A 25,716-nucleotide genomic window follows, 5' to 3' on the forward strand; every position below is an offset into this window, starting at 1 on the left:
TAGATATTTAACATCTACTATAGTTATAATAGTGCAAGTTTATAATATTATACATTAAAAAATAATATTATTGATTAAATTGCGTTAACATTATACGCTAATATATTACTTATGAAATTACTTAAAGCATCTCTTATTGCCTTTTTATTATTATCAATGGTATCTTGCAGTGAAAAAGAAGATACTCCTGATAACATACAAGCCCAAAGCTTTGTTTGGAAAGGATTAAATGCTTACTATTTATGGCAAGATAAAATTACCGATTTAGAAGATACTCGCTTTAAAAATGACCAAGAATTATACAACTATTTAGCTGGTTTTGATGATGCTTCTATTTTATTTTACAATTCATTATATATGGTTAATGAATATCCTAAAGATATAAATAAAACTTATTCATTAATAGTTGAAGATTATAATAGCTTAGAGCAAGCTTTTGAAGGTATTCGAATAACTACAGGTATAAAAATTAATGGAGCTGATTATTTAGATGGCACAGGAAATTATTATGCATATGTATACGATGTTGTAAAAGGTTCTGATGCCGATACAAAAGGAGTTAAAAGAGGAATGATTATAAGTCATGTCAATGGTACACAAATTACAAAAGAAAACATAAAATCATTATTTAGCAATACCACATTTACCATACATTTAGCTGATTATAATATGGGAAACCCTATTAGCAATAGCATTACAATTGACTTAATAAAAAACCAAGTAACTGAAAATCCTATAAAAGAAGTTAAAATAATTGCTAATGGAGCTAAAAAAATTGGCTATGTTATGTACAATCAATTTTCTAGTTCTTTTGACAATCAACTAAATACTGTTTTTTCTAACTTTAAAAATGAAGCTATTACTGATTTAATTATTGATTTACGTTATAATGGTGGTGGATCTGTAAAAACTGCTGTATACTTAGGTAGTATGATTACCGGTCAATTTAATGATGAATTATTTTCAAAGCAAATATGGAATAGTAAAGTAATAGCAAATACTAAAAATGCTGATTTTTTTATCAATAATTTTACAGAAAAAATTTTAAATAAAAATAATGAAGGTGACATCATTTTAGAAGAAACAATAAATAGTTTAAACCTAAGTACTGTGTACTTTATTGTGTCTGAAAATACTGCTTCTGCGTCTGAATTAGTTATAAATGCTTTGAAACCTTACATTGATGTTAAACTTGTAGGTATACAAACATATGGTAAACATGTTGGTTCTATTACCTTATATGATTCTGATAATTTTTTACGAAACGGTCCTAATTTTAAAAATAATCATAACTGGGCAATGTTACCAATTGTATTTGAAATTCAAAATAAAAACGGACAAAACAAACCAAAGGGTTTTATACCAGAAGTTATTATTAAAGAAAACCCTGGAAATTTAGGCGTTATTGGAAACACTAAAGAGCCTTTATTAGAAAGAACTATTCAATATATTGTTACAGGAACTAAGAATAATACTAACTTAAATAAAAAAATAAATACACCACTGCACTGGAATTCTTCAATGGAAACCCCTGATTATAATACAATGTATTTAAAGTTAAAATAAATTAACCTTAAATTTTAAATAAAAACGACCAACAATATTGTTGGTCGTTTTTATTTAAAGTAAACTCATTTGTTGATTTTGATTAGGTATTTTTAAACAAACGTCTAGTTCTTTATTTATCTGTTTAACAAAATAAGATGCTAGCAAAGGAGATGATTCTTCTGTATTTTGATGAATAAAAAAATTAATATTTTTTAGCCCTAAAGCAACCCATCCTTTAATACAAACTACCCAATCATCTAACCGTTTATAATCTAATAAATGATTAGCACCTACAAAACGTACAAAAACCTCATTATTGGTTAACTGCATATGTAACATATCGCGCCTTCCTGCAGTATCAACTAAAATAGCTGCAATATTATTTGTTACTAATAATTGCCTAAATTTTTCAAAAACAATTTTATTTTCAAACCAATTTTTATGGCGAACTTCTATAGCTAACGGAATTTCTTTTGGCCAACTAATTACAAAGTTATGTAATGCTTCAAAGTTTTCAGGACTAAAATCAGAATGCATTTGCAAAAAAATAGTTCCTAGTTTTTTTTGTAAATGTAAAGCATTTTCTAAAAAAATATTTACTGTATTTTGTGCGTGTTTTAAACGCTTAAAATGACTTATTTCTTGAGTTATTTTAGGAAAAAATTTAAAATTTTCAGGAGTTTTTATATGCCATTTTTTAAATTGATCTGCTGAAAATTGACGGTAAAAAGTAGCGTTTAATTCAATAGCATTAAATTGTTTTGAATAATAACTCAACTCATCTTTTACTCCTTTTGGATAAAACCCTTTTAAATCTGTCTTATTCCATTTTGCACAACCAATATGTAAGGTTGGTTTTTTAACTTTTTGAAAAGAACTAATTAAGTCTTTCGTTATTTGAGTTGTTACAGGCAGTGTAAAATCTATTAATTCAGGATTACTTACTTTTCCAAACTTCATAATTAATTATTCTCTAATCCCTCTTCAATCTCTTGATTATCTATCATTTCTGGTCTAAACTGACTCATTTTTTCATCATCTAATCGTTTAGCATATAAGTAACCTGATTTCCACCACTTTGTCATTAATTTTTTATCAAAAACTAATGTATTAGTTGTTAAAACAGTAGGTGTATAATATAAATTTAACTTCACATCATGATGTTTTGCTGATAATTTACCTATGGTAATATTATGTCGTTCTACATTTTCAAGCATAAATTCAAAAACATCTAACATTAACGAAAACGGGTTTGTAGCTGGTATTCTATTAATTTGTGTTACTTCTGTTTCTAAAATAATAGCATCAATTTCTTTAGCTCCTCTTAAAATAGCCTCTCTTATTGGTATTAAACTTCCAAAGCCACCATCAGCATATTGACAACTATTTTTTTCTAACAAACTCATAAATGGCACATAATTACATGAGCCCCAAATCCAATCACAAAAATCTTCGTAACTACATTCTGAAATTGATTTATATTCTATTTGATTTGCTGTTAAATTTGATAATGTAACTACAACTTCTTTGTTATTTTGTCGAATTTCATCATACATTTCTCGAGTAACATTTTTCTTAATCAATTTTCTTAAGTTTTTACTCTCTCCAAAAGTTTTTCGACCATTTAAAAAATTCCAAAAAGTATTCAGGTGCCTAATAGAAATTACTTTTTCACCATGAACTGTTTTTATTTTAAAAGGACTGTTACTAAAAATAGCTTTTTGATCTACATTAGTATATAAATGCTTTAAACCATCAACATCTTTTAATGCTAAATGAGACACCATTAAACTTCCTGTAGAGGTACCTAAAAATAAATCATATTCATTTTTCTTTTCTTTCATTAAAAATTCAACAACACCACCTGCAAAAGCCCCTTTGCTTCCTCCTCCTGAAATTACCAATGCTTTTTTCATATTAAGTAAATTGATTTCGCTAATTTTAGTGCTGTAAAAATATTAAAAAATGAATCGTTTGCCTATTTTAATTTTAGTTCTATTTATTTCTTTCTCTTGTAAAAAGAAAGAAGTTCCTAGAAATTTTAAAACTATTAAAATTACTAAATTTAAACAAGATAGCACTAGTATTAGAGCAATAAAAGTGATTGATAAAAATAACGTGATTTTTGCGGGTTCAAATGGAATTATAGGAACAACTAAAAATGGTGGACGCTCTTGGAAACGAAAACAATTGCGCTATAATGATTCTATTATTCCTAACTTTAGAAGTATCGCTGTAAATAAAAATGGTGTATTTGCTTTATCAATTGGCAACCCTGCTTTATTATACAATATCAAAGATAATAATCAAAAAATTGTATATTATGAGAAACATCCAAAGGTGTTTTATAATAGTTTACATTTTTTTGATGATGGAAAACATGGTATTGCCGTAGGAGATCCTATTAACAATTGTCCTTCTATTATTTTAACATCAGATAGTGGAAATAGTTGGATAAAATTACCTTGCTCACAAGTACCTAAATTTGAAAAAGGAGAAGCATTTTTTGCTGCAAGTAATACTAATATAGCTACTTTTAACAATACCGTTTGGATTGGTTCAGGTGGTAAAAAAGCAAGCATATTAAAATCAACCGATTATGGTAAAACTTGGAAACTTTACAATACTCCTATTATTCAAGGAAACCAAGCTCAAGGTATTTATTCTATAGATTTTTATGATGAATTACATGGTATTGCTATTGGAGGAAATTATACAAAACCAAATAACAATTGTGCTAATAAAGCCATTACTATTGATGGAGGTAAAACATGGAAATTAGTAGCTAATAATCAAAGTCCTAACTTTCAAAGTTGCGTACAATATGTACCAAACACCCTGGGAAAAGAAATTTTTACAGTAGGTAAAACAGGTGTTTATTTTTCTAATAATGGTGGTAATACATGGCAAAATGTAAGTGATCAACCTTTTTATACTATTCAATTTACTGATAAAAATACTGCTTGGCTATCAGGAGATAAAAAAATAGGCAAGCTAATATTAAAATAATATTGTATTATAAACATCAATAAAAACATTCAAAATTAGGTATTTTTGTATTCATGAAACAAATTAGCAGTATACAAAACTCTTTTATTAAAGATTTATTAAAACTTCAAGATAAATCTCGTGAACGAAAAAAGAAAGGATTGTTTTTAGTAGAAGGACAACGTGAAATTTCGTTAGTTACAAAAGGTGGTTATCAAATAGAAACTATTTTATTTGTACCTAACATGTTTTCTTTTAACAATTTAAAAACCATACAAGTAGCTAGTGCTAGTTGTATAGAAATTACTAAAGAAATTTATCAAAAAATAGCATATCGTGATACTACTGAGGGGGTAATAGCTGTTGTAAAAGCTAAAAAATTTAGTTTAGACACTATTAAATTTAAAACCACTACTCCACTTGTTTTAGTATTAGAAGGTATTGAAAAACCAGGTAATATTGGTGCAATGCTTCGTACTGCCGATGCAGCTAATTTAGATGCCGTTTTTATAGCTAATTCTAAAACAGATTTATTTAACCCAAATATTGTACGCTCTAGTGTTGGTTGTGTTTTTACCAATCAAATTGGTATTGGTACTTCAAATGAAATTATTGCCTTTTTACAAGAAAAAAACATCAATATTTATAGTGCAACTTTGCAAAACTCAAACGAATATCATAAAAACAACTACACCGCTGCTACTGCTTTAGTTGTTGGTACAGAAGCAACAGGTTTGACTCAAATATGGCGTGATAAAGCAACTCAAAACATCAATATTCCTATGCAAGGTGCTATTGATTCTATGAATGTTTCTGTTGCTGCCGCAATTTTAACTTTTGAAGCTAAAAGACAACGAGAATTTAAGCTTTAATAAATAAATTTTAAAAACACTTAAAAGTGTTATAATTGTAACTTATTTATGGATTAATACCCAAAGTTCAACTTCTTCTAAAGCTCGCCAATGCTGATTTCGTTTTGTTTTGACAGAAGCACTTTTTACTTGTTTCTTAAAACATTTTTCTAACTGAAACCTTCCCTGAATAGCTAATTCTTTTTTTATTGGATGCTCTTTTGTAACATTAGTTATTATTGCTAAATTAGAAAATACAATTACTAGTTTACCTTCAGGTAATAAATGCTTTTTAGCCTCTACAAAAAAATTAGTAAATAATGCCTCATCATAATAAATTGCTTTATCAATAGCGTCTGAATTATGTAATTTTGGCAACCAAGGCGGATTAAAAACAATTAACTCTGTTTGCTTTTCAAACTTTCCGAAAAGATGTCCAAAATCTAAATCAATCTTACGAGACAGCTTTGTATTTCCCATAAAATCTATTAAACCAACAATTGCATTCGGATTGGTATCTGTACCTAAAACTTTCTGAAAACCGTGCTTTATCATTAAAAAAGAAAGTACACCACTTCCAATACCAACATCAATAGCTAATTTTTTAGCCCCCTTATATTTTGTTAACCATTTATCAAAAACATCTAAATGCTCAAAACGAGTAGGAAAATAAGTTCCGTAATATGGGTGCACCTTATTTCTAAGTACAGGTATAGAAAGACCTTTTAAATTCCATTGCCAAGCACTATTAAGTCCTTGTACCTGTGGAAACGTTAGTAAATAATTAGTTTTATCAGGATAAAATTTACCTAACCAACCTATTGAAGGTGATTTGCTAACAACCAATTTATTAGCAGTTATTTCAATTAAAATATAATTTGAAAGCTTTTGGTATACTGCACGATATTAACGTTGTTCTTGAAAAGATTCATTAGGTAATTTTCGTTGAAGGTATTTATGTAACTCTTTAAGAAGTCTAATTCCGTTACTATATGAATTAGTAATCAATATATATTTACCAGCTTCTAAAGCTTCAATAGTAGCTTTAATATTAACACCCCCATTGTATGGTTTAATATTTTTATCAACAGTAATAGGTGTTGGTTTATTTATTTGTATACCTGTAATCATAGTTAAAATTTCTGTTATTGTATGTATAAAAAAATAAAGCGCAGTAACTTAAAACAAATTACGAATTAATAAAATTAGCAAAACGTACAAATTAAACAATTGTATTCTAGTAATAAGGCATTAAGTTGTTTACTAGAGTTTCATCAATCAAAATAAGGCTAGTCAGCAATTCGCTGTGAAGTAGTACGAAAAGATAAATAATATCAAGAGATAAATAAGACTATATCAAAGGTACTTTATTAAACTGCATTAATGGGTACTATTTACATAACTTCATTAACATTTAATTACTATAATAATTTAACCTTATTTTTTTGGTTTCTGTAATTTAAAATAGTCTAATATTAAAAAATATAACATACCTATTATTCATTTCATGTTTTGCTGTTTTTAGTCAAAACAATAAACGATGTTATCGAAAAGAGTTTTTTTAAACTTTTAGACAGAGTTATATGTATTGATATCACAAAATGAACTAATTCAAAAAAATTATAGATAATAGTAATTTTAATATTGTTAACATAAAACGATAGTAATAAGAGCTTCTATTGATAAAAAAAAGTATTTTAGAGCAACTTTAAATGATGAAAATCTGATTAAAAACATTAATTATCTTTTTTTTGTAAATTATATGTATGTCTATGATTAAAAATAATTCTGAAATTTTAAAATTTTTTAAAACTCAATATCCATTAAACCAACATGGGCTAGAAGAATTATTTAATCTTTTTAAAATAAATAATTATAAAAAAGGAAGTATTATCTTAAAAGCTTCTGAAAAAGAGAAACAACTTCGATTTCTTAATAAAGGAACGGTAAGAGAATATTATGCTAATTTATAAAAAGAAATAAATATTAATTTTTATGTTAAACCTCAGTTTATTTCTGACTTGTTACCACTTATTAAAAATATTAACACCAATAAAAATCAAGAATGCCTTTCTGATGTAGAAATTTTAAGTATCAATAAACAATCTTTTTTTGAATTATTAGAAAAATATGAATGCGGAAAATATTTAGTAGAAACTTCTTTTCAAAATTTATTAAAACATAAGAACATATTAGAATTTAATAAAATAACTAAAACACCTGAGGAATTATATCAAGAATTATTTACTTATAAACCCGAGTGGATAAAAAAAATACCTCAATATCATATTGCATCTTATTTAAACATTACCCCCGAAACATTAAGTCGTATAAGAAAACGTACTTCTTGATTTGAATCAATAGAAATAGTATTTTATAGTATGACATTTGCTTAAAACAATAACAAATGTTAAAAATACATCACATTAGAAATGCTACCATGGTTATAGAAACCGAAAAAGATGTTATTCTAATCGACCCTATGTTAGGTAACAAAGGCTTTATGCCTACTTTTACCCTTTTTAAATATAAAGCTAGAAGAAACCCTACAGTTCCACTACCTAATAATACAAATGAAATACTAAAAAAAGTAATACATTGTTTAATTACGCACCTTCATCCTGATCATTTAGATAATAAAGGTGTACAATTTTTATCAAAAAAAAATATACCCGTTACCTGTAGTGCAAAAGATAAAAAAACACTAGAAAAAAGAGGTATTAATGTTGTAAACATCTTAAAATATGGAGAGAAAAAAAGTTTTTTAAATGGTACAATAGAAGGAATACCAGCTAAACATGGATATGGATTTATATCGAAACCAATGGGAAATGTAATTGGCTTTGATATAAAATTGCCTCATCAAAAATCAATATACCTTAGTGCAGATACTATTTATACCAAATCAGTTGACAACGTTTTAAAAAATTACAAACCAGATATTAGTGTTTTAGCTTGTGGAACAGCTCAGTATGATTTGTTTAAAAAACTGATTATGGATATTAATGATATTTTAAAGTTTATTAAAAACTCATCAGGAATTGTTATTGCAAACCATATGGAAGCTATAAATCATTGCCCGTTAACAAGAAATCAATTAAAAAAAATACTAACAAAAAGAAAACTAAATAATAAGGTTTTAATTCCTGAAGACGGAGAAATTATGCAATTAACAAAATAATAAAAATTACAAACAAATCAAAATCATTTTTCAACATTTCTAAATATTTTAGTAATTTCGAGCCACTAAATAAAAATAATGAAAGTCTGTATAGCTGAAAAACCGAGTGTAGCAAGAGAAATTGCTAATATATTAGGTGCCAACACCAAACGAGATGGATATTTCGAAGGCAATGGCTATGCAGTAACCTATACATTTGGTCATTTATGCACTCTTTTAGAACCTAAGGATTATAAAGCTCACTGGAAAAGTTGGGATTTAAATAATTTACCAATGCTTCCTGAACGTTTTAATACCAAAGTAACTGGCGATAGTGGTATTCAAAAACAGTTTAATATTGTTAAATCTTTATTTGATAGAGCCGATGTTGTTATTAATTGTGGAGATGCAGGAACAGAAGGAGAATTAATACAACGTTGGGTTATTAACCAAGCCAATTATAAAGGTAAAGTACAACGATTGTGGATCTCATCCTTAACCGAGGAGGCTATTAGAGAAGGTTTTCAAAATTTAAAACCAGCATCGCAATATGATAATTTATATTATGCAGGTTTTTCACGTGCTATTGGTGATTGGTTATTAGGCTTAAATGCTACTAGATTATATACCGTTAAGTTTGGCGGATATAAACAAATATTATCGGTAGGAAGAGTACAAACACCTACCCTAGCCATGTTAGTGAATAGATTCAACGAAATTCAAAATTTTAAACCACAACCTTATTGGGAATTACAAACATTGTATCGTGAAACGTTATTTAGTTATGAAGAAGGTCGTTTTTTAAAAAAAGAAGAAGGTCAAATTTTTGCTAATAAAGTAAAAGAAAGTGATTTTGAAATTACCTCGGTAACTAAAAAGAAAGGAAAAGAATACGCTCCTAAATTATTTGATTTAACTGGGCTTCAAGTATATTGTAATAATAAATTCGGATTTTCGGCTGATGAAACATTAAAAATGGTACAAAAGCTTTATGAAATGAAAGTAGTAACCTACCCTAGAGTTGATACTACTTTTTTACCTAACGATATTTATCCAAAAGTACCTGGTATTTTAAGTAAACTTACAAATTACGGTAAATTAACAAAACCCTTATTAGGTCAGAAAATAAAAAAATCGAAAAAAGTTTTTGATGACAAAAAAGTAACTGATCACCACGCAATTATTCCTACTGGAATTCAAAATAATTTACAATACAATCAGCAACAAGTGTACGATATAATTACACGTCGTTTTATTGCTGTTTTTTATCCTGAAAGTGATGTAGCCAATACTTCTGTTATTGGTGAAGTTGCTAAAATTTCGTTTAAAACAAGTGGTAAAGAAATTTTATCAAAAGGATGGCGTGTTGTTTTTGAACATGGAAATGATACTAAAAAAACAGAAACTAGCGTATTACCTACTTTTACCAAAGGAGAAAAAGGGCCACATGAACCTAGTTTTTTAGAAAAAGAAACCAAACCACCACGTAATTACACTGAAGCAAGCTTATTACGTGCTATGGAAACTGCAGGAAAACAAGTAGATGATGATGAAATGCGTGAATTAATGAAAGAAAACGGTATTGGACGTCCGTCAACCCGTGCTAGTATTATTGAAACATTATTTCGTAGAAAATATATTGAACGTCAAAAAAAGTTGGTAATTCCTACCAAAACAGGAATTGATTTGATTGATTTAATTGATAATGAATTATTAAAATCGGCCGAACTTACTGGGCTTTGGGAAAAACGTTTAAAAGAAATTGAACGTGGTGAGTTTAATGCCGGAACTTTTATTAATAACATGAAGAAAATGGTTGATGAATTGGTATACGAAGTTCGTTCAAACACTAAAACTAAACGACTTTCTTCTGAAACCGAAAAACCTAAAGTAACTGTTAAAAAAACAACAACTAAGAAAAAAACAGTTGTAGGTAAAAAATGTCCTAAATGTAAAAACGGACAGCTATTAAAAGGAAGTACCGCATACGGATGCGCTGCTTATAAAAGTGGCTGTAACTTTAAATTACCTTTTGATTTTATGGATAAAAAAATATCAGAAAATCAACTAATTCGATTAATAGATAAAGGTTGTACCACCAATTTAAAAGGGTTTAAAAAAGGAAGTGATAAAATTGAGGGACTTGTACGTTTTGACGCTAGTTTTAACTTAAAACTAGAACCTAAACAAGTAGCTGTTCAAAAAACATCACAATCAGATACTGAAAAAATTACCTGTCCTAAATGTAAAAAAGGAACTGTTTTAAAAGGTAAATCTGCCTACGGATGTTCTAATTATAAAAACGGATGTAATTTTGTTTTTACTTTTGATAACATCAAAAAAATAGCCAACGGACAAGCGTTGACTAAAAATTTAGTTTTAAAAATTATTAACACTAATTAAGTACTTTTTTATAATACTCAATTAACTTATTAGGATTTTTTATAGTGTTTTTAATCCACTCAAAATATAAAATGCGTTGTTCTTCTTTACTTAATTGCCAGTTTAAATTTGTTTTACGTAAACGTGCTGTAACATCATTTAAAGTAATTGCTGCGGCTACCGAAATATTTAAACTTTCAGTAAAACCAACCATCGGTATTTTTAAAAAACCATCTGCTTCTTGCTTAATATAATCAGAAATACCGTCTTTTTCTGCCCCAAATACAAAAGCCGACTTTTTAGTTACATCAAAATCAGATAACATACATGAATCTGTATGTGGCGTTGTACCAATTATTTGATATCCTTTAGCTCGTAAATCATCTAAACAAGCTTTAGTATTGTCACCGTCTTCTTTATATCTATTAATATTCAACCATTTTTGACTTCCTTTTGCAACATGTCTAGATACTTTATTGGTAAATCTATTTTCAATAGCATATACATCTTGAATACCAAAAATATCACAACTTCTAACTACCGCACTAGCGTTATGAGGTTGATAAATATCTTCTAAAACAACCGTAAAATGACGTGTTCTTTTATTTAAAACACTATTAAATGTTTCTTTTCTCTTATCGGTAATAAAACCTTCTAAATATGCTAACAATCCTTCATCAATCATATTGCAAACATACTTAAAAAATATTTTTATATTTTAATTAACTTAGTTTTTAAGAGTTCTTAACAGCTTTTTTTTGAAAAAAACTATAGGTTTGTTTTAAAAAATATTATAATGAAAAAAATAATTTTAACAGTATTACTATTTTCGATTTTTATCGTTAAAGCACAAAATAAAAAAAATAATTCCAACATTTTTTACAAAAAAAATGAACTAAAATTGAATGTAACATTTCCTATGTTTGGTATTTTAGAAGTGGCTTATGAAAGAAATTTAAATAAAAAATCATCTTTAGGTATTTCTGGTTTATATGTAGTTAATAAAAACTCAGACGAAGATACTAACTATTTGATAAGCCCCTATTATAGACGATATTTTGGAAAAAAATTTGCTAGCGGTTTTTTTCTTGAAGGTTTTGGAACCTTAAGTTCTATTGATGGAAAAAAAATAATTGATGGCAACGGAATTAGAACTCGCAATGAAGGTGCTGATGTTATGGATTTATCACTTGGTTTAAGCTTAGGTAATAAATGGGTTACTAAAAACGGAATTACATTTGAATTATTTGCAGGTCTAGGAAAGCAGTTATTTAATGCTACTAAAACAGATCATGATATTGTTACACGGTTTGGTTTAAATGTAGGTTATCGTTTTTAAAAATATTTTACAAATTATCAGTTTGTATTTTTTACTATTTATTTAATATGAGTAATATTATACATAATAATTTACCAAGCTAAAACTAATTTAGCAAAAAAGTTGAATAGAATATTTTACAAGATTTTTTGTAAAAAATTTATAGCTTGGTAATTAATTATAGAATCTTTTAGAGTGCTGTATCTAAATTATTAAACAAAGCTTTATCTAAATTTTGATTAAATTTAATGTTTTTAGTAATTTCTTCAACCCAAACATCTTTAAGCACATTTGCCTGCCAATTTGATTTTGTATACTTACGATATGTAGTTAATAAAAGACCTTCTACTTTTTCATATTTAACTCGCATTAAAATTGGATCTGTTACATTTTTAGTAACTACAGTGAACAAAAACTGATCTACCAAATGAGTCTCCGGATTTATATATAATTGATAAGTATCTGAAGCTATGTTACTAGCTGTATTAAATGTTATTTTGACTATGTCATACAATTTACCTTCTATATTGTTTTGCCCTATATATTCATAATTAATACCAGGGTCTAATAATTTTTGCATCATAGCAAACCAATAAAAATTAGTTTTACGAGTAAAACTTGCGCTCTCAATGGCATTCTTATCTGTTATATATTGTCCATTTATTTTCACCCAAAAATTTTGTCCATTATATCCTTGCTCCATTTTACCTTTTAAATTTGGTAAAGTTCTTTCATGTTTTAAATAAATACCATGAGATAATTCTCCTTTAAAAATATAAGATTCAATAGATATATCTTCTTTATGGTTTGGAGTTCGGTATGTGTAATTGAATGTTATATCTTTTAAACGTAACAAGTCTTGATAACTACCTGTTTCTTGAGTCATTTTATAGACTAATTCATGTCCTTTATTTTGAAATTTAGGTGTTTTAACGTTTACTATTTTTGTGGTTTTTTTATTTTTAAATTCGTTGTTTCCACAAGCTATAAATAAAGCTACAATGGAAATTATAATCATAAATTTGAAGTTATACCTAGTCATATTTATTTATTAAAATACTAATTAATAGTTTTATCCTTTTTAATTTTATAAGTTAAATTGTACGACCTATGTATTTTTTTTAGACCAAGCATACTTTTTAAAACCCTCATCAACAGGTGTATTAGCAATATGATTTACATAATTACTTATAGTTTTTTGAGAGAGTCCTAAAATAATTTCTAATACATGTTTTTCATCATAACCTACTGCATAAAAATTATTTAAATCTTCTTGTGTTACTTGGCCTCTATTGCGAACAATAGATAATGTCATGTTGCGTAATGCTTCTAATTTAAAATTTCCAAGAGGAGATTCATTTCTTAACGCTTCTGTTATAGTATCACTTACTTTCATACTTTTTGCAATACCTGTATGTGCAGGTATACAATAATGGCATGAATGCTCAACATTTATAGTTTGCCATACAACAGTTAATTCTTCATTATTAAATGACGAATTAACAAATAATTCGTGTAATGTTTAATAGGCTTGTAAAATGGCTGGAGAACCTGCTAAAACCCCGTGTAAACCAGGTATCATCCCGTAAGCTTTTTGAGATTTTTCTAATAGTACTTTACTTTTCTCAGGAGAGGTATTAATGTTGTAAATTTTTAATGTTGTCATAATTTTATTTTTTAACTAAACGATTGTTTAGAAATTGGTTAAAAAAAAGTTTTTAAATATTTTTAAATGTCATTTCAATATAATCTTCTATTTCTTCTTGGGTATTTACTCTTGTTGCTGCTGCTAAACCGTGTTTTGCTAAAACTAAAAAATTAGCCTGTTTTATTATAACATCTTCTTTTTTAGCTAAATCTGATGATAATTTTTCAATAAATAAACTTTTAAGAGTATCCATAAATACTTTAATTTGCTTATTTACTACTTCATCATTAACTACAGAAAACTCATTATAAGTATTGGTTAATAAGCATCCTTTTTTATTACCGTCTTGATTACAAACCTTTACTGAATCATAAAAAAACTGTTTAATATCTTCTACACCATTTGTAGAGTTTTTTAATTTATCAAAAATATATTTATTTTTAGCCTTGTAGCACTTTAAAGTTTCTAAAAACAAACCATGTTTATTTCCAAAACTAGCATAAATTGAAAACTTATTTATACCCATTTCTTTTTCAAGCATTTGCATAGATGTATTTTCATAACCATTACGCCAAAACAAATGCATTGCTTTATTAATAACTTCTTCTTCTATATATTGCTTTTTTCTAGCCATTATTTATAAATACATTACAAAACTAACCAATCATTTAGAAATATAAAAACATTTTAACATCTATTTGTGCTTACTTTTATTAAATACAAAAATAACGATTAAAAAATCTATATTTTAACAAGAACACTCTATAGGCTAGGCTATATCTTAAGGCTAGTTTAATTGATCTAAAAACCTGTGATACAAATATTATATTTACTTATTATATAGTTATTAAAGCTGTTGTTAGTACAAGTAAATTACCTACGATGTTAATTGTTTAAAATAAGTATATATTTCTCCTTTTGATATAGTGCTTCCTTTTTCAATTAAATTGAAAACTTCATCATTTCGTTCTTTATCATACTTTTTAGTACCTGTAAAAAACGCTATATTTTTATCATTAGGGTTTTTCATTAACCACTCGAACCCTTCTTGTTCTAGTAAATTTATTTTTTTATCTATAGTTATTACAATACGATGAATTTCATTTTTATCACATTTAAATAAGTTAACCATTTGTGGTGAAAAATGCTCAAGGTATTTTGTTTTGGTAAGTACATCATCCCAAACAACATCACTAAAAACATTCATTTCATCTTCAGCTACTTGTGGTTTATTTTCTTTTAATTCTTTCCATTCTTTGGCATCTATACTTTGTGATGCTAAAAAACGTGCAAATTCTTCGTGTAATTCTTCAAATTGTTCTTTGGTAAGTTGTCTATACTTCATTTGGCAATTTTAATAATAAATTAGGATTTAACAATGGCAGGTGACTAAAAAATATTTTTAAATTATTTACAAAATTTAATAAAAATGCTTAGCCCCGATTGTAGCATTTGTTTGAGCTCCTCACAGAGAGCGAGTACGTAAAGCGGGAAATTGCTTCATGTTATTTTTATCCATTTTAAAAACTTATAGTGAATGGTTTTAAGTTAATAAAAAAACTCCAGATAAAAACCTGGAGTTTTTTATTAACTTAAAAACTTATTTTTTAAGCGTTTTGCTTTTTAATTAAGTTTAAAGCAGAACCTTCATTATACCATTCTATTTGTCCTTGATTATAAGTATGATTTGCTATAATACTATCTTTACTTCCATCAACATGAACAACTTCTATTGTTAAAGGTTTACCTGGAGAAAATTCATTTAAATCTACAAAGTTAAAGGTATCATCTTCTTGAATTAAGTCATAATCTGCCTCATTAGCAAATGTTAACCCTAACATTCCTTGTTTCTTTAAATTTGTTTCGTGTATACGGGCAAATGATTTTACAATAACAGCTGCTACACCTAAGTGTCGTGGTTGCATAGCCGCGTGCTCTCTTGAAGAACCTTCACCATAATTATGATCACCAATAACTATTGTTTTTATACCAGCTGCTTTATATTTTCGAGCAACATCTGGTACACCACCATACTCACCATTTAATTGATTTTTAATGAAGTTTGTTTTTTTATTAAAGGCGTTTACCGCTCCTATTAATGTATTATTTGAAATATTATCTAAATGCCCTCTAAAACGCAACCAAGGTCCTGCCATTGAAATGTGGTCAGTAGTACATTTTCCAAATGCTTTTATCAACAACTTAGCACCGTTTATAGTGTTTCCTAAAGGTGTAAATGGTGTTAATAATTCTAAACGTTCAGAAACTGGATTTACTTTAATTTGCACAGCACTTCCATCTTCTTCTGGTGCTAAATATCCATCATCTTTTACTTCAAAACCTTTTGGAGGTAATTCCCAACCTGTTGGTTCATCAAACATTACTTCTTCTCCGTTTTCGTTAATTAATTTATCCGTCATTGGATTAAAATCTAAACGACCAGCAATTGCTATAGCTGCTGTTAATTCTGGTGAAGCTACAAATGCGTGTGTATTTGGGTTACCATCAGCACGTTTAGCAAAATTTCTATTAAACGAGTGTACGATACTATTTTTTGGTGCATTTTTAGGATCGCTATATCTTGCCCATTGACCAATACATGGACCACAAGCGTTTGTAAATATTTTTGCGTCTAATTTTTCAAAAATATTTAAAATACCATCTCTTTCTGCTGTATAACGTACTTTTTCAGATCCTGGGTTTATACCAAGTTCAGCTTTCATTTTTAACCCTTTATCTAAGGCTTGTTTTGCTATTGATGAAGCTCTTGATAAATCTTCATAAGATGAGTTAGTACAAGAACCTATTAATCCCCATTCTACTTTTAAAGGCCAATCATTTTTATTGGCTATAGCTGTCATATCAGCACCTGCTTTTGTAGATAAATCTGGCGTAAATGGCCCATTTAATAAAGGTGTTAATTCTGATAAGTTTATTTCTATTACTTGGTCAAAATATTGTTCAGGGTTTGCATATACTTCTGCATCACCTGTTAAGTGTTCTTTTACTGCATTGGCAGCATCTGCAACATCACTTCTATCAGTGGCACGTAAATAACGTTCCATTGATTCATCATATCCAAAAGTTGAGGTTGTAGCTCCTATTTCTGCTCCCATATTACAGATAGTTCCTTTTCCTGTACACGACATTCCAATGGCTCCTTCTCCAAAATATTCTACGATAGCTCCTGTTCCTCCTTTAGCAGAAACAATACCTGCTACTTTTAAAATAACATCTTTGGGCGCTGTCCAACCTGAAAGTTTTCCGGTTAACTTTACACCTATCAATTTTGGAAATTTTAATTCCCAAGGCATTCCAGCCATTACATCTACAGCATCAGCTCCTCCAACACCAATAGCTACCATACCTAATCCTCCTGCGTTTACCGTATGAGAATCGGTACCAATCATCATTCCTCCAGGAAATGCATAATTTTCTAAAACTACTTGATGAATAATTCCTGCTCCTGGTTTCCAAAAACCAATTCCATATTTATTTGACACTGATTCTAAAAAGTTAAAAACTTCACTACTTACATCATTAGCATGTTTTAAATCTTTTGCAGCTCCATCTTTTGCTTGTATTAAATGATCACAGTGTACTGTAGTAGGTACAGCAACTTGCTTTTTACCTGCTTGCATAAATTGTAATAGTGCCATTTGTGCAGTTGCATCTTGACAGGCTATCCTATCGGGAGCAAAGTTAACGTAATCAACACCTCTTTTATATGCGGTAGTTGCTATACCATCCCATAAATGTGTGTATAAAATTTTCTCTGCAAGGGTAAGAGGTTTTTCTGTAAGTTTTTTAGCCGCAGTAACACGCTCTTCAAACTTTGCATATACCTCTTTGATCATATTAATATCAAAAGCCATATAATATTATTTTAAGTTAATTTTTGTTATACAAAAGTACTGTTTTTAGCTCGTATTTAAAAGATAAACACTTAGGCAGCTTAATTAGTAGATAAAAAAACAATTAAAGAAAATAAAAGTAATAAATTATTAATAAAAACAATATTAATTGTTAAATTTTCATCAATTTAATAATTCAACGACAATTAAACTAAGTTAGTTTTTAAAAATTATTAAATATAAAAAAAGCAGATCGTTAAGCTGGATTCTGTTCCTTACAAAATAAGGCTCTTATCATTTATCTAGTTTTACAATTACTCGTAAAATCAATCTGCCTACCCCTTAGAATCGCGCGAGTAGCGCTCGAGCTCTAATGTACATGACATTGCACCGCATAGAGTTTACCTGGTTTCACTACAGCATTACCTGTACATACTTTCTGCTGCACTTGTCCTCGATTTTCACCGGACGGGTGTTATCCGCTATGCTACTCTATGGTGTCCAGACTTTCCTACTTATACTTAATATAAGTCGATAAGATTGATCTGCTTTTAATTTATTTTTTAAAATTTGCTAGTTTCATAAAAAAACCCACTCAATAAATTGAGTGGGAAAATTGCTATGAAAAAGAAAAAGTGTCTAAAACGTCTTTCAGACACAACAAATATACTTCTTTTTTTTAATTAAAAAAGAAAAAACATTAAAAATTAATATATATTTTACAAATTAATAACTATTTATTAAAACCCATTCAAAAATTGAATGGGTTTTAATAAAATAAGTAACTATAATCCAGATTATTTAAGAAAACATATCTTTAACTTTCTCAAAAAATGATTTATCAGATTTTTGAGGATTTGGACTAAAATTATCATCTCCTTGCATTTGTTCAAAAAACTTACGTTGTTCTTTGGTTAACTCTTGAGGTGTCCAAACGTTTACATGAATTAGAAAATCTCCTGTTCCGTAACGCTCTATGCTAGGTAATCCTTTTCCTTTTAACCTTAAAATTTTACCTGATTGTGTTCCTGCATCAATCTTTATTTTAACTTTTCCTGTTACTGTTTCTATTTCTTTTGAAATACCTAATACTGCTTCTGAAAAATTAATATATAAATCGTAATGAATATTACTTCCTTCTCTTTTTAAATTTTCATGAGGTATTTCTTCTATTAAAACTAATAAATCTCCTGGTATAGAATTTTTACCTGGTGCTTCATTTCCTTTACCTCCTACTTTTAATTGTACACCTTCCGTTACGCCTTCTGGAATATTAATAGAAACTGTTTCTTCTTTAACTATTAAGCCCTGTGCATCAGATCCATTAGGTTTGCTATTAAGCATTTCACCAGCTCCTTGACATGTACCACAAGTAGTTGCTGTTTGCATTCTTCCTAAAATAGTATTTGTTACACGCATTTGTTGACCGCTACCATTACATGTTGAACATGTTTTATAAGTAACGCCCTCTGCCTGTACTTTTCTACGAACCTTAACTTTCTTTTCTACTCCATTAGCTATTTCCTCTAGAGTAAGTTTTACACGAATACGCATATTAGAACCTTTTACTCTAGCTTGTCGCTGACCTCCGCCACCTCCAAAACCACCAAAGCCGCCACCGCCGCCAAAAATGTCACCGAATTGATTAAATATGTCATCCATATTCATACCTCCACCACCAAAGCCACCTCCGCCTTGTGGTCCGTCAAAAGCTGCATGACCATATTGATCATAACGTGCTTTTTTATTTTCATCACTTAATACCTCATATGCCTCAGCACATAACTTGAACTTTTCTTCGGCATTTTTATCATCTGGATTTTTATCTGGATGATATTTTATCGCCATTTTACGATATCCTTTTTTTATCTCTGCCTGTGTTGCGGACTTTGAAATATTTAATACTTCGTAGTAATCTTGTTTTGCCATTTTTAGTCTATTCTGTCATTTTCAATAATTTGAAGTACTCTGAAACACTTCTCTTATACAAAGCTATTAATTGCTTTGAAACTCTACCTATGACTTATTTTTTATGCTTGTCCTACCACCACTTTTGGATGACGGATAATTTTATCACCTAATTTATACCCTTTCTCAATACAATCAACAACTTTTCCTTTTAAATCATCTGAAGGAGCTGGAATTTGAGTTATTGCTTGATGTACTTCTGCATCAAAAACATCTCCTGCTTTTACTTCAATTGATGTTAACCCTTTTTTTTCTAGAGTTAATAACATTTTATGATGAATTAATGTTACCCCTTTACTTAACGCTTCAATTTCTTTCTCTCCTTCAACATGTGCTAGAGCTCTTTCAAAATCATCTAAAATTGGCAGCAAAACTGTCATTACTTCCTGTCCTGCTGTTTTAAAAAGTTCCATACGTTCTTTAGAAGTACGTTTTTTATAATTTTCAAATTCAGCAAACAACCGTAAATACTTATTTTTTTCTGCTTCTAATAACTCTTCAGTAGTAGGTTCTTTTTTAACCTCCTCAGTAGTTTCAACCTCTTTACTATCTTGACTTTCATCTTGGTTTGTATCTAACTCTCCCCTGTCTATAGCGTCGTTCAATTCGTCTTCTTTTGTATATTGATCTTTACTCATTGTAAATAGTTTCTTTAATTTCTTAAGCATACTTTAATCAAGAATATTGCCAATAAAAAAATCGTGCCATCTTGACACGATTTTTTTATTTTATTTTTATTTTTTATTAATCTTCTATTCTTTCAATTTTAGCACCAATAGATTTTAATCGTGCTTCAATATTTTCGTACCCTCTATCAATTTGTTCAATATTATTTATAATACTAGTTCCTTTTGCTGATAAAGCAGCTATTAGTAATGATATTCCGGCACGAATATCTGGTGATGTCATTTTGGTTGCTTTTAACATCGATTGAAAATTATGCCCTATAACAGTGGCTCTATGTGGGTCACATAAAATTACTTTAGCTCCCATATCAATCAATTTATCAACAAAAAACAAACGACTTTCAAACATTTTTTGATGTATTAATACGGTTCCTTTTGCTTGGGTAGCTAACACTAATACGATACTTAATAAATCGGGTGTAAAACCTGGCCAAGGTGCATCAGCAACTGTTAATATAGAACCGTCAATATAGTTTTGAATTTCATAGCTTTCTTGTGATGGTATAAAAATATCATCATCTTTTTTCTCTAATTGAATTCCTAATTTACGAAATACGTTTGGTATTTGCCCTAAGTTTTTCCAGCTAACATTTTTTATAGTTAACTCAGAACGTGTCATTGCAGCAACGCCAATCCAACTACCAATTTCAATCATATCAGGTAATACTCTATGCTCACAACCTACTAAAGAAGTTACACCTTCAATAGTTAATAAATTAGAGCCAACTCCTGAAATTTTTGCCCCCATTGAGTTCAACATTTTTGATAGTTGTTGAATATAAGGTTCGCAAGCTGCATTGTATACTTTAGTAGTTCCTTTTGCTAAAACTGCTGCCATTATAATATTGGCTGTTCCTGTTACAGATGCTTCATCTAATAACATTTCTGCACCAATTAAACCGTTTTCAGCTTCGACTCCGTAAAAATATTCTTCTTTGTTATATCTAAATTTTGCTCCTAAGTTTATAAAACCTTCAAAATGAGTATCTAAACGACGACGACCTATTTTATCTCCTCCTGGGCGCGGAATATATCCTTTTCCAAAACGTGCTAATAATGGCCCTACAATCATTATAGAACCTCTTAAAGAGCTTCCATCTTTTTTAAATTTAGCTGACTCTAAATATTTTAAATTAATGTTATCAGCTTGAAAACTATAAGAATTAGTTCCTAATTTATCAATTTTAACACCTAATTCTCCTAAAATAAATATCAACTTATTCACATCAATTATATCAGGAATATTGTTAATTATTACTTTTTTAGCTGTTAATAATACTGCACATATAACCTGTAGCGCTTCGTTTTTTGCTCCTTGAGGAGTTATTACGCCATTTAACCTGTGACCACCTTCTATTTTAAATGATGCCATTTATTTTTTTCTATATTTATTAGTACTATAATTAGATTTTGTTTTTGAGTTGTTTTTATAACTTCCTTGTCCTTGAGTAGTACGCTTTCTTAATAAATTTTTACTTTCAGATAATGCTTCTTTAGATTCTCTTAAATCTATTGCTTTGTCAGATAAATTATATAAATGTTTAAAAATAACAGCATCGTCTACTGTATCTTTATTCCAATTTAAATAACATTTTTTCATATGATTGGCTATTGTAAATACCAATGCATCTCTTTTTTCTCCTTCTTCCCAAGTTAATGCTATATTAATCATGGTTTGAATATTATTACCATAATAACGATATTTTGATGCTGATTTTGGGTATGCCATTTTTTCTGGTTTTTCCGTCAACTCTTCTTTAGAGGGTATTTCATAAGGTGAGTCGGCATCCAATTTAAAATCAGCTATAATATGTAATTGATCCCAAAGTTTATGTTTAAAATCTGGTACATCACGTAAATGTGGTTGTAAATTACCCATTACATCTACAATTGCTTTTGCCATTATATTTCGCTCTTCTTTAGTTTCTAAAGCAATACAATGGTTTATTAATTTTTGTATGTGTCTTCCGTATTCCGGGATTATTAAGTGATCTCTTTCTGAATTGTATTCTAAATCAAACGTCATTTCTCTGTATTTATGTATGCAAAATAGGTAATTATAATGAGTTACTAAGCTACCCGATAACCTTTAGTTTTGCAAATTGTAATAATAATTTCTTTTTTCCTACGGTACCAAACTTAATCTCTGCTTTTTTATTAGGCCCTTTGCCTTCTAAAGCTATTACTTCTCCTGTTCCAAAACGATTATGTTCTACAAAATTACCAATACTTATTTCTCCATCAAATAAATTAATTGGCACACTCGCTTCTGATACCTTTTTCATTTTACTTTTAGGAGGTATTAATGATGGTTTTTCTTTTTTTGCTAAAAACTCTTTTCGTTGTTTTTGAATTGGTTTTTGAAAACGGATATTTTTAGGTGAATCATCATCAAACAAACTAGCATCTATAAATCTATTTGCTAAACCTGCAGGCCCTTTTGGTGCTAAATGTTCTACAAATTTACCATCTATTTCTTCTATAAAACGACTTGGCTCTGCGTCTGTTAATTTACCCCAACGATAACGTGTTTGTGCATATGTTAAATAGGCTACTTTTTCGGCTCTGGTAAGTGCTACGTAAAACAAACGTCGTTCTTCTTCTAATTCGCTACGAGTATTCATACTCATACCTGAAGGAAATAAACTCTCTTCTAAACCAACAATATATACATACGGATATTCTAAACCTTTTGATAAATGAATAGTCATTAATGAAACCATTGGTGTGTCATCTTTTTCACTATCAAAATCTGTAGCTAAAGCTACGTCTTCTAAGAAAATAGGTAATGATGCATCGTCGCCTGCTTCAATTTTATCGGTAATAAAATCTTTTATTCCGTTTAATAATTCTTGTATATTTTCTACTTTATTTACTCCTTCAGGTGTTCCATCCTTTTGTAAATCTTTAACTAATTGTGTTTGTTTTACTACTAAATCAGCAATTTCAAAAGCATTCATTTTTTGCGCTTCTATTTGAAAACGCTGAATCATTCTGGTAAAGTTAGCTAGCTTGGTTTTAGTACCGGCATTTAATTTTAAATCAACTTTATCTAAATTTAATAAAATATCAAAAATTGATTTTTTATAATGATTTGCTGCTATAGCTAATTTATCAATAGTAGTAGCACCAATTCCTCGTGCCGGATAATTAATTATTCGTTTTAAAGCTTCTTCATCATTCGGGTTTATTAACATACGTAAGTATGACAACAAATCTTTTATTTCTTTACGTTGATAAAAAGAAATACCTCCGTAAATTTTATACTTTATGTCTTTTTTACGTAAAGCATCCTCCATTGCTCTAGATTGTGCATTGGTACGATATAAAATTGCAAAAGAATCATTAGTTAATTGATGATTCATTTTGTTTTCCCATATAGATTGTGCTACAAAACGCCCTTCTTCACCATCAGAAATTGTACGCATTATTTTAATGCTTTCTCCAGCATCATTAGCCGTCCAAACTTCTTTATCTAACTTTGTTTTATTTTTATCAATTACACTATTAGCTGCCTCAACAATATTGCTTGTTGATCGATAATTTTGCTCTAATTTAAAGGTTTTAACATCTGGATAGTCTTTTTGAAAATTTAAAATATTGTTAATATTTGCTCCTCGAAAACTATAAATACTTTGTGAATCATCTCCTACTACGCAAATATTTTGAAAGCGATCTGCTAAAGCTCTAACTATTAAATATTGTGAATGATTGGTATCTTGATACTCATCAACCATTATATATTTGAAACGGTTTTGATATTTTGCCAATACATCAGGAAAACGGGTTAATAATTCATTGGTTCTTAACAATAAATCATCAAAATCCATTGCTCCCGCTTTAAAGCATCGCTCTACATATGCTTTATAAATATCTCCTACTCTTGGTCGGCTTGCTTCTAAATCAGCTTCTTGTAAATCTGAATTTTTAAAATACGCTCTAACTGTTATTAAACTATTTTTAAAGGATGATATTCGACTTAAAATCTGTTTTGGTTTATACCGATCTTTATCTAATTTCATTTCTTTAATAATGGTTGTTATTAATCGAACCGAATCTTGCGTGTCATAAATTGTAAAATTAGAGGGGTACCCTAAACGATCCGATTCTGACCGTAAAATTCGTGAAAAAACAGAGTGAAATGTTCCCATCCATAAATTCTTAGCTTCACTATAACCTACTACACCTCCAATACGTTCTTTCATTTCACGTGCTGCTTTGTTAGTAAAGGTTAGTGATAAAATATTAAACGAATCAACACCTTGTTCCATTAAATGTGCAATACGATAGGTTAAAACTCTTGTTTTACCCGATCCTGCTCCTGCTATAATAATCATTGGGCCATCTTTTTGTAAAACGGCGGCTCTTTGTGGTTCGTTAAGTTGCTCTAAATAAGTATTCAATAGAAAAAGTTTGAAAGAATTTTTTAAAACGGAAATTTAACTATTCTTTTAGGTTTTTTAAAGAATATAAGCTGTTTTTTATTCACAATTTTTATTTACTCTTATAATTTGTGAATAAAAATTATTTTAATAGTTATCAATACCGTTGTGAATTTTTTGTTGCTTTTTAATTGGTTTAAAAAAAACACTATTTTTAATAGCCCCGATTGAAGCATTTGTTTGAGCTCCTCGCAGAGAGCGAGTGCGTAAAGCGGGAAATAGCTACAAAAAAAACATATTACTTATTATTTGATAATTTTATATTTGAAAGAGTAAAATAATGTTACCTTTTTTTATAAAGCAACTTTATTTAACTTTGAATTAATATTTTTAATTAGGACTTGTATATTCGCATTATGGAAAATCAAATTATTGAAGGATTAGCATATGCTTTACCCGCTATGGTTACTGGCGGGGTGGCTTATTTTATATTAGGTGCTTTTATTAAGCAAGATAATAATGAGAAAAAATTTAACGCTTTAATTGAAAAAAAACGTGAAAGTTTACCTATAAAACTTCAGGCCTATGAGCGTTTATTATTATTTTGTGAACGTATTAACCCTACTAAATTATTAATTAGGGTTGCACCTATTGGTGATGATGTAAATAGTTATTTACATTTATTAATAGCAAATATTGAGCAAGAATATGAGCACAACATGGTACAACAATTATATGTTTCTGATGATAGCTGGAAGGCTACAGTTGCTGCTAAGCTAGCTATTATTGCTAAACTTAGAAAAACTGCCGAAACTACTGAAACAGCAAAAGATTTACGTGAAAGTGTATTGGTTGATTATTCTCAAAATGAAAATCCTACACAAACTTCTATTGCTTACTTAAAGCAAGAGGTTAAAAGGTTAATTTAATT

The 25,716-nt window shown here is 28.8% G+C and carries 23 protein-coding genes, 1 other RNA gene and 1 pseudogene; 9 read left to right on the forward strand and 16 right to left on the reverse strand.

Annotated elements, in window-relative coordinates; genetic code table 11:
* Nucleotides 1-111 precede the first annotated feature (111 nt).
* Nucleotides 112-1,566 (forward strand): S41 family peptidase, encoded by a 1,455-nt coding sequence (locus tag ACN5J4_RS01670; RefSeq protein WP_418650435.1) that lies wholly within the window; start codon nt 112-114, stop codon nt 1,564-1,566.
* Nucleotides 1,567-1,620: 54 nt separating this feature from the next.
* Here the strand turns inward: ACN5J4_RS01670 and ACN5J4_RS01675 are convergent, their stop codons facing one another.
* The gene (locus ACN5J4_RS01675) at nt 1,621-2,508 is read right to left on the reverse strand and encodes a DUF72 domain-containing protein (RefSeq protein WP_418650436.1); all 888 of its coding nucleotides are present in this window, start codon (nt 2,506-2,508) and stop codon (nt 1,621-1,623) included.
* A 2-nt stretch (nt 2,509-2,510) separates the two neighbouring features.
* Entirely contained in the window at nt 2,511-3,464 is a 954-nt protein-coding gene (locus ACN5J4_RS01680) for a patatin-like phospholipase family protein (protein WP_418650437.1), read from the reverse strand.
* Between the two features lie 49 nt (nt 3,465-3,513).
* On the opposite strand from ACN5J4_RS01680, the gene ACN5J4_RS01685 reads away from it, so the two are divergent.
* Nucleotides 3,514-4,557, forward strand: a complete 1,044-nt coding sequence (locus ACN5J4_RS01685; RefSeq protein ID WP_418650438.1) for a WD40/YVTN/BNR-like repeat-containing protein — start codon at nt 3,514-3,516, stop codon at nt 4,555-4,557.
* 53 nt (nt 4,558-4,610) lie between these two features.
* The gene (locus tag ACN5J4_RS01690) at nt 4,611-5,408 is read left to right on the forward strand and encodes a TrmH family RNA methyltransferase (RefSeq protein WP_418650439.1); all 798 of its coding nucleotides are present in this window, start codon (nt 4,611-4,613) and stop codon (nt 5,406-5,408) included.
* 42 nt (nt 5,409-5,450) lie between these two features.
* Here ACN5J4_RS01690 and ACN5J4_RS01695 read toward each other — a convergent pair whose 3' ends face one another.
* Entirely contained in the window at nt 5,451-6,233 is a 783-nt protein-coding gene (locus ACN5J4_RS01695) for a methyltransferase (protein ID WP_418650440.1), read from the reverse strand.
* Between the two features lie 60 nt (nt 6,234-6,293).
* A complete protein-coding gene (locus ACN5J4_RS01700; RefSeq protein WP_418650441.1) occupies nt 6,294-6,518 on the reverse strand; it encodes a hypothetical protein in 225 nt (74 codons plus the stop codon).
* 635 nt (nt 6,519-7,153) lie between these two features.
* On the opposite strand from ACN5J4_RS01700, the gene ACN5J4_RS01705 reads away from it, so the two are divergent.
* From ACN5J4_RS01705 to ACN5J4_RS01720, 4 genes are all read left to right on the forward strand, one after another.
* Complete coding sequence (locus ACN5J4_RS01705) at nt 7,154-7,360, forward strand: hypothetical protein (RefSeq protein WP_418650442.1); 207 nt, start codon at nt 7,154-7,156, stop codon at nt 7,358-7,360.
* A gap of 48 nt (nt 7,361-7,408) precedes the next feature.
* A complete protein-coding gene (locus ACN5J4_RS01710; RefSeq protein ID WP_418650443.1) occupies nt 7,409-7,738 on the forward strand; it encodes a Crp/Fnr family transcriptional regulator in 330 nt (109 codons plus the stop codon).
* 56 nt (nt 7,739-7,794) lie between these two features.
* Nucleotides 7,795-8,568: an MBL fold metallo-hydrolase gene (locus ACN5J4_RS01715; RefSeq protein ID WP_418650444.1), complete on the forward strand. Its 774-nt coding sequence runs from the start codon at nt 7,795-7,797 to the stop codon at nt 8,566-8,568.
* Nucleotides 8,569-8,646: 78 nt separating this feature from the next.
* Nucleotides 8,647-10,950 (forward strand): DNA topoisomerase 3, encoded by a 2,304-nt coding sequence (locus ACN5J4_RS01720; protein ID WP_418650445.1) that lies wholly within the window; start codon nt 8,647-8,649, stop codon nt 10,948-10,950.
* On the opposite strand, the gene ACN5J4_RS01725 is transcribed toward ACN5J4_RS01720, so the two are convergent.
* Nucleotides 10,943-11,614: a TrmH family RNA methyltransferase gene (locus ACN5J4_RS01725; RefSeq protein ID WP_418650446.1), complete on the reverse strand. Its 672-nt coding sequence runs from the start codon at nt 11,612-11,614 to the stop codon at nt 10,943-10,945. The genes ACN5J4_RS01720 and ACN5J4_RS01725 overlap by 8 nt on opposite strands.
* A 111-nt stretch (nt 11,615-11,725) precedes the next feature.
* On the opposite strand from ACN5J4_RS01725, the gene ACN5J4_RS01730 reads away from it, so the two are divergent.
* Nucleotides 11,726-12,268 carry a DUF3575 domain-containing protein gene (locus ACN5J4_RS01730; RefSeq protein ID WP_418650447.1) on the forward strand — a complete coding sequence of 181 codons (543 nt, stop codon included), beginning with the start codon at nt 11,726-11,728 and terminating at the stop codon, nt 12,266-12,268.
* A gap of 169 nt (nt 12,269-12,437) precedes the next feature.
* On the opposite strand, the gene ACN5J4_RS01735 is transcribed toward ACN5J4_RS01730, so the two are convergent.
* From ACN5J4_RS01735 to ACN5J4_RS01785, 11 genes and pseudogenes are all read right to left on the reverse strand, one after another.
* Complete coding sequence (locus tag ACN5J4_RS01735) at nt 12,438-13,265, reverse strand: hypothetical protein (RefSeq protein ID WP_418650448.1); 828 nt, start codon at nt 13,263-13,265, stop codon at nt 12,438-12,440.
* Between the two features lie 90 nt (nt 13,266-13,355).
* Nucleotides 13,356-13,913: pseudogene (locus ACN5J4_RS01740) on the reverse strand (carboxymuconolactone decarboxylase family protein).
* 52 nt (nt 13,914-13,965) lie between these two features.
* Nucleotides 13,966-14,529 carry a TetR/AcrR family transcriptional regulator gene (locus ACN5J4_RS01745; protein ID WP_418650449.1) on the reverse strand — a complete coding sequence of 188 codons (564 nt, stop codon included), beginning with the start codon at nt 14,527-14,529 and terminating at the stop codon, nt 13,966-13,968.
* A 243-nt stretch (nt 14,530-14,772) separates the two neighbouring features.
* Nucleotides 14,773-15,240 carry a DUF6495 family protein gene (locus tag ACN5J4_RS01750; RefSeq protein WP_418650450.1) on the reverse strand — a complete coding sequence of 156 codons (468 nt, stop codon included), beginning with the start codon at nt 15,238-15,240 and terminating at the stop codon, nt 14,773-14,775.
* 262 nt (nt 15,241-15,502) lie between these two features.
* Nucleotides 15,503-17,770, reverse strand: coding sequence for an aconitate hydratase (locus ACN5J4_RS01755; protein ID WP_418650451.1), 2,268 nt, complete (start codon nt 17,768-17,770; stop codon nt 15,503-15,505).
* 220 nt (nt 17,771-17,990) lie between these two features.
* Nucleotides 17,991-18,301: RNase P RNA component class A (gene rnpB, locus ACN5J4_RS01760), an RNA gene on the reverse strand.
* A gap of 249 nt (nt 18,302-18,550) precedes the next feature.
* Complete coding sequence (gene dnaJ / locus ACN5J4_RS01765; RefSeq protein WP_418650452.1) at nt 18,551-19,678, reverse strand: molecular chaperone DnaJ; 1,128 nt, start codon at nt 19,676-19,678, stop codon at nt 18,551-18,553.
* 101 nt (nt 19,679-19,779) lie between these two features.
* Nucleotides 19,780-20,355 (reverse strand): nucleotide exchange factor GrpE, encoded by a 576-nt coding sequence (locus ACN5J4_RS01770; RefSeq protein ID WP_418650453.1) that lies wholly within the window; start codon nt 20,353-20,355, stop codon nt 19,780-19,782.
* A gap of 106 nt (nt 20,356-20,461) precedes the next feature.
* Nucleotides 20,462-21,775, reverse strand: a complete 1,314-nt coding sequence (murA, locus tag ACN5J4_RS01775) for a UDP-N-acetylglucosamine 1-carboxyvinyltransferase (RefSeq protein ID WP_418650454.1) — start codon at nt 21,773-21,775, stop codon at nt 20,462-20,464.
* Complete coding sequence (locus ACN5J4_RS01780) at nt 21,776-22,429, reverse strand: DUF4290 domain-containing protein (RefSeq protein WP_418650455.1); 654 nt, start codon at nt 22,427-22,429, stop codon at nt 21,776-21,778.
* 49 nt (nt 22,430-22,478) lie between these two features.
* Nucleotides 22,479-24,806: an ATP-dependent helicase gene (locus ACN5J4_RS01785; RefSeq protein WP_418650456.1), complete on the reverse strand. Its 2,328-nt coding sequence runs from the start codon at nt 24,804-24,806 to the stop codon at nt 22,479-22,481.
* A gap of 395 nt (nt 24,807-25,201) precedes the next feature.
* Between ACN5J4_RS01785 and ACN5J4_RS01790 the strand changes: the two genes are divergently transcribed.
* Nucleotides 25,202-25,714 (forward strand): hypothetical protein, encoded by a 513-nt coding sequence (locus ACN5J4_RS01790; protein ID WP_418650457.1) that lies wholly within the window; start codon nt 25,202-25,204, stop codon nt 25,712-25,714.
* Nucleotides 25,715-25,716: the final 2 nt, after the last annotated feature.

Origin of the sequence: Tenacibaculum aestuariivivum (assembly GCF_964507685.1) — a bacterium.
Lineage (GTDB): Bacteria > Bacteroidota > Bacteroidia > Flavobacteriales > Flavobacteriaceae > Polaribacter > Polaribacter aestuariivivum.